6 protein-coding genes and 1 pseudogene are annotated in these 6,446 nt (G+C 37.4%); all 7 read left to right on the top strand.

The features are described 5' to 3' along the window. The first annotated feature begins 194 nt into the window (after window positions 1-194). Entirely contained in the window at window positions 195-413 is a 219-nt protein-coding gene (locus ACLPIE_RS22085) for a hypothetical protein (RefSeq protein WP_430263783.1), read from the top strand. A 660-nt stretch (window positions 414-1,073) separates the two neighbouring features. Beyond that, window positions 1,074-1,451 (top strand): hypothetical protein, encoded by a 378-nt coding sequence (locus ACLPIE_RS22080; protein ID WP_430263782.1) that lies wholly within the window; start codon window positions 1,074-1,076, stop codon window positions 1,449-1,451. Window positions 1,452-1,855: 404 nt separating this feature from the next. Then, on the top strand, window positions 1,856-2,332 hold the full coding sequence (locus ACLPIE_RS22075) for a hypothetical protein (RefSeq protein WP_430263781.1): 477 nt from the start codon (window positions 1,856-1,858) through the stop codon (window positions 2,330-2,332). A gap of 551 nt (window positions 2,333-2,883) precedes the next feature. Next, window positions 2,884-4,281, top strand: a complete 1,398-nt coding sequence (locus ACLPIE_RS22070) for a hypothetical protein (protein ID WP_430263780.1) — start codon at window positions 2,884-2,886, stop codon at window positions 4,279-4,281. Window positions 4,282-5,037: 756 nt separating this feature from the next. Beyond that, window positions 5,038-5,556: an Hcp family type VI secretion system effector gene (locus ACLPIE_RS22065; protein ID WP_430263779.1), complete on the top strand. Its 519-nt coding sequence runs from the start codon at window positions 5,038-5,040 to the stop codon at window positions 5,554-5,556. Window positions 5,557-5,629: 73 nt separating this feature from the next. After that, the gene (locus ACLPIE_RS22060; protein ID WP_430263778.1) at window positions 5,630-5,905 is read left to right on the top strand and encodes a PAAR domain-containing protein; all 276 of its coding nucleotides are present in this window, start codon (window positions 5,630-5,632) and stop codon (window positions 5,903-5,905) included. 34 nt (window positions 5,906-5,939) lie between these two features. Then, window positions 5,940-6,353: pseudogene (locus tag ACLPIE_RS22055) on the top strand (contractile injection system protein, VgrG/Pvc8 family); the annotation flags it as partial. Between the last annotated feature and the right edge of the window lie 93 nt (window positions 6,354-6,446).

Below are 6,446 nucleotides of genomic sequence, written 5' to 3'. Positions count from 1 at the left end.
TACTTCCAACACCTGTTTACCGAGTTACCAAAACGAAGTCCGAAAGATGATGTGTCGGATCTCATGCCATGGAACGTAGAAATCAGTGAGGTTGAGTAAAGCTTTACTGGTTCATTAAGCGCTTACCAACATTTTTAGGCCAAAATAGAGAGAGCTATCAAATTGGTTGGTTTTTAATTAATAGCAATAGTTATTTGTTAATCCTGAAAAGTACTCATGATGTTCTAAAATTACCTAAAGAATATTTACCATTAGACCATTTTGAAAGTGAATACGGTTATTTTTATAATCAAAAAACTGGTGAAGTTATTGGATTAGGTTTAGGTAAAGAAATTCATGACTTTATGGCTGGAGTACTTAAACCTCAATGGGCTAGTTTTAATGATTTTTTAGAGTTCTTCTTTGATATCTAAACTAAATTGCTAGAAGATCTTCAAATTTTCAGGCTTCTTCGTTTTTAAGAGTCGATCAACATGTGCAGCGTGTGCCGTATGGCGGTTAGCTGCGCTTGCTGTTGCTGGTTTTGCTGCCACTCGGGGTATAGCCCACGGTGTAATGGTGTTCTGTTTTTAGGGCTTTATTTATCGTATTTCTTGAGTATTCTTTTATAGTGTTATTTATTAAAGTTAATGATTCTCTGATAAAAAAACAAAAATGTGGGTAAACTTGAAAAAAAGCGCGTCGGGTTTTTAGTGTTCACCAAAACCGCTTAGCCAGCCAAATACTCTTTAAAAAATGATGTATATCAGCTAGTTGAAATTTTCATATAACACAGCAGTGTTGTAATACGCTCTATAATTCCATAGGGCTGATTGGTGGACTTAATCCGTATGGGTATGTGCATAATCCGACTAGTTGGGTGGACCCATTTGGGTTGACGTGGGACGGTTGTGGTAAGTTGAAGTGGAGAAATCCTAAAAGCAAACCAACTTATGGACATACATTTATTGATCATGGTCAAAAATTAAAACCTCAACAACTGATGGATAGAGTAGTTGTGAAGCCAGATGGCTCGATTAGGGCATCGTTTCCATATAACTCATCTCATCCTAATTAAATGGCGGATTTATTTTATGATTATTAATCAATTAGCTATGGACTTAGGGTTACCAATCGGAGATGAATATACTCAAGATTGGGCCTATGAATTGCCAGAACAATATCGTACAAAAGAATGGCTAAAAAAATACATTCAAGCCTACTCGAATGATAAATATAATACATTTGAAAAGAATGAATTAATGGAGTTAATGCTTGATATTGTAAATGATTTATTAGTTAAAAATAGTAAGAAAGATAATTTTATAAGAAAAGTTTTGACTTTATTATCTGATAATCATCAAATTCATTTACAACTAATAGAACACTGGTCTTTGGATGATGATCCATTAGAAGATTGTTTTGAATTAACCCCAGATGTTAGAGTAATTAGAGATAGCTACACTAATTAAATGATTAAGAATGGCCAGAAGATTCTTCGATCTTCTGGCTTCTTTGTTTTTTTAGAGTCGCTCCGTTTAGCCTTTAGCTGCTGATATACTCTGCCATCCGCTCGCGCATCGTGTGCCGTATGGCGGCTAGTTGCGCTTGCTATTGTTGATTTTGCTGCTTTATTATTCAAATGTCTTCGCTGTCGGGTGTCAATACCAAACAACTGTTTAATATCGGAACAATGAACGTGAAACTAGTCTCAAAAAATACACACAGCACTTAAACATCCACTCCAATCAGCGGGATTAACCGCTCGTCAAGTAACTCAAGCGGTGAGAAGCAGTATACAGAATAGACTTCAATATGGCTTATTAGGGGGACAGAATGTTCCGAGGATACCCAGCAGAATTAATCAAGTAAAACCATGAGTATACTATCAGAAAAAAAGAATCGATTGCTTAATATAAAGTGGTTCGCGAATATTGGTCAACCATTAAAAGAAGATAATGTAATCTCAGAGTTATCACTAGATAAAGCGAATATTTTATTAGCTAGCCCCGAATGGGAGTCTGTAACATTAGAAGAGTCTAATAAAATTTCTAGCTATTTAACTATAAAGCATAACTCTATTTTCCAAGAGTGGAATATAGTAGCTAAAGAGGCTAAGAAATTTTTTGACGAAAATTTAAAAGGAAGGATACCTGCTATTAGAGGGTTTGATAATATATTACTAATACAGTGCTTACAATGGGATCTTGCTCATTATTTAATAGAATCTTATTATAGTAGCGTGCTAAAAAAGTCATTATTTTTTGAACAATTAATAGTTATTTATGAATTAGGTCATATTCCTTGCGGTTGGGAAGGTAATTGGCCTTCAGGTAAAATTATTGTTTATTAAGAGGCTGTAATTTTAAGTGTATTAGCCTGCTTTTGATATGTATTTCATCACCAAAAGCAGGCTAATATCCACACGTTACTCGATAACAAACTCTTGCAGTCGTAGTTTGATGGCACTGAGCTGCGCTTACTGTTGTTGGTTTCGCTGCATCATCGCTCGGATATCTTCGCTGTCGGGGATTAACACCAAACAGCCGTTTACTATCTTCACTGTGAATGTGAAATCTATCTTATATAAATTCAATAGTAAACAAATCAATAATGTCAAGTAATTCCAACTTTTTTATGATAAATAAATCCACTCAAAACCGTCCAAAATATCATAACTTAGTGGAATTTAGTGATATTTAAGACACTTTGTGAAAATTAGAATTCATTGATAATAAACTAAAATAGTCGCCTAAGCTGCTATTGATTTGACGATTATTGTTACTACATCCGCTCATCGGTAAATCACGAAAACTCATACTGTGACTTAATTTAGATCGTGCCAAATGCCTCATTATGTGCTCAACTAATTACCAATGAAATAGTAGCCACTTGGTATCTAAGATGAGCCCCCAATTAACTAAAAAACAAAATACTCAACTGACTGCCATGTCACATGATGATCTCATTGAGATGATCCTCACGCTTATTCAAGATAACAAACAGGCAAAAAGTACATTAATCAACCAGTTTTTATCAACTCCCGATGAAATGCTTAAAACCATTGAAAAAACATATAAAATAAAAACAAAAAGTACGCGATTTTATGATTATCGTGAGACTGATACCTTTTTTGATGAATTGCGCCATGATGTTATCCGTCTATTTGAAAAAGTGGTCCTCGCATCACCTGAAAAATCAGAATCACTTCTTTATTGGATGTTGGTCGACTTTTATCGAATCTGTGAGACAAAAGATACATCCAGTGGTTACTGGCTTGATTATTACCATGAACTCATTGAAAATTGGTTTAAGTCGTTAAGTGAACAAAAACAACTTTCACCTCAAGCGGTTGCACAGAAAATCATTGCCTATCTTTCCACTGAACACTTCTTAGATATCTCCATATTCAAACAATACCGCAAAACGCTTGGGTTACCGACGCTTCGTGCATTAAGGGATACCTTTGCGAGTCAGCACGAACTACAAGATGCCATTAACTTAAGTTTATTTATTAAAGATATCGACTTTCTAGAGCACGCAAGGGCGCAGGGCGGTAAACTGACAATATTGCAGTTATTAGACTATGCTGAACTCATGATAGATGAACTACATTTTGACAAGGCGTTGGCCATTCTCGCTGAGATAACGCCTGACTCCCTTCAGCCTTCGACAGACTATAAACGATGGTGTTTATTAAAAATCAATGCATTCAACGAAAATGGGCAAAAAGAAGAGGCTAAACAGTTATGTCTAAGCGCGTTTGGACGTATTCCTTTAAGTGAATTCTACCAAGCTTATAGCTCGTTAGAAAAAATCTTTGATGAAATCGACCGCCATTTTATTACTACTGCCGCAGGAAAAGGCCCCACTTATCTTATCCCTTTTCTCAAGGAAATCGCCCGATTTGAATTAATCGCTGAATACATTCAGCAATATGACAGTGAGCTATTGTCACAAATGAGGACAAGCCTCCAACCTGCGTTCCTTCGACGTTTATCCTCTGATTTATATACTCAGGGCTATATAAGCGCTGCTATTATCCTTCGTCGTTGCCTTGCGGAAGGGGCGATACTCACTGCGCAAAGTCGCTATTATGCGTATGCGGTTTCGGATTTAAAGAAAAGTTTTGATTACAGTATTGCAATGAACACAGAAGAATCGATATTAGAAGCATTGAGTTATTTTTCAATGCTTTATGCCAAACATCATCGCAAAGTGGCATTATGGTCATTAATTCAAGAGAAAATCACCCAATTAGGGATAACTAATAACCAATTTGTTTACCACAAAAATATTTAGCAAACCCCATCGATACAATAAATTGGCAGCTTGATTTGACATAAGAGAGTTTGAGCTACGTGCATAAACGCACGTATTAACTTAATTTACGCGTCCGATTTACTCAGTGAATTTTAATTATTTTAAAAAATGAAGTTAGAAATAACCAAGTATGTCATTCAGGATAAATAGATTGTCGATGAATTTGAGGCCTCACAAAGTATATTCTCTGTCATTATTTGATGAATATCTCATAGTTTAAATTGAAAATAACAGCTTAAATTATAGAGTAATTCGTAAAATGACTAGAGTGTAAAATATATCGCCAATAAATTTATTTTAACAGTTTAATTATCTGGGTTATTTCAGGGCATATTCTGCTCAAACAGATAAAAATCGATTTCATGAAGTTTATTTCAATTAAATCAATTAATTAAAATAATTTTTAATTAATAACATTTGGTTACATAGTTTATTTCTATGTACATTAGAACTTACTGGGCTTATCGTAGTTTGGTGTGTTTTTTGTTCGATGATTATTCTGATATAATTCATTTTAAGTATTTTAACTGGCATTATATATCGATATTTCAACCAGTTTACGCTAAGTCACTTATCCTAGAGAGATACAAAAAAGTCATCAGGTTTACAGTCCCTTCATCCGCTTTTATTATCCTTAACGCAAATCTTACCGTGCGCACTGGCTGAGATAATGGAAATTAATAGGTAAAACTACTTACCTAGCTCAACTCATTATTATTGATAAAGGACATCGCTATGCCAACTCCATGTTATATCGCTATTCAAGGCAAAACCCAAGGCAACATTACCGCGGGTGCATTTACCCCAGATTCAGTGGGTAATATCTACGTTGAAGGTCATGAAGACCAAATGCTGGTGCAAGAGTTTTCTCACGTTGTGACTGTGCCGACTGACCCACAATCTGGTCAGCCTTCCGGTCAACGTGCGCACAAACCATTTCGTTTTACCGTAGCGTTAAACAAAGCGGTTCCGCTGCTGTATAACGCCTTAGCGTCGGGTGAAATGCTGCCGAAAGTGGAACTGAAATGGTACCGCACCTCGATTGAAGGTAAACAAGAGCATTTCTTCACCACCACACTGACCGATGCGACGATTGTTAACATCGATTGCCAAATGCCGCACTGCCAAGACCCGGCAAAAGCGGACTTCACGCAATTAATTGAAGTGTCACTGGCCTACCGTAAAATTGATTGGGAGCACACCGTTGCAGGCACATCTGGTGCTGATGACTGGCGTGCACCGCTCGAAGCGTAATTGACAATAGCGTGTTCCAATGCGTGAGCGATGATTTTTATGTGGCCCACGCATTTTACGCGGGAGGGTTTGCATGGCAAGAAGCATTGTCCAAGGAAAAAAAGTCGGGTTACATCAAGACAAAACGACCACAGGGGCAACTTGCCTAGCCAGTATCTCAACGGTTACCAATGATGGCACTCGTGTATTACGGGTCGGTGATAAAGCCACACGTTGCCCACACTGTAAAAAAGAGGGGACGTTGGTAACGGGAGAGGAAGGCATGATATTACACGGACGTCGTGTTGCCGTTGAAGGTTCGATTGTGCAATGTGGCTGTCCCTACGGGGCTAATCGCTTGGTGTGTTGAGTTTTTTCTGTTGAATTTATAAAGGTATTTCGGTATGGATGGATTGGTTTTTACCTGTCAATTTAAAGGTGTGCCACCCGATACGTTTGCGGTGACTGAGTTTCAACTGACAGAGCACTTGTCAGAGTTGTTCACCTTATCGCTCACTGCCGTCAGTGCGCTTCCTTCCATTCCGTTTGATGACATGTTGGGATTTGCTTGTTCATTAACTGTGACGCGCAATGGTAAACCAGTACGTACTGTACGCGGGTTACTCGCCAGCGCAGAGCAACAAAATACGGACGGTAATCGAACGTGGTATCATTTTGTTATTCGCCCTGAAATTTGGGTCATGTCATTAGGACAAAATAGTCGCATTTTTCGTCGGATGACCGTGCCGGATTTGCTTCAACAGTTGTTGTCAGAATCGCACATTGTCAATGATCTTCAAAAAATCCACCACGATGATCATTGAAAAATACTCCACCTAATATCTAAAAAAATAATCTTAATCTCGGTGTTTAAAACGATAAGACTCGTTACCCGTTTCAAGAATGTGGCA

The sequence above is a fragment of the Providencia sp. Me31A genome (assembly GCF_050487165.1).
GTDB lineage: Bacteria > Pseudomonadota > Gammaproteobacteria > Enterobacterales > Enterobacteriaceae > Providencia.
The sequence above is the reverse complement of the archived record's forward strand: the minus strand, read 5'-3'. Positions and strand labels throughout refer to the sequence as shown.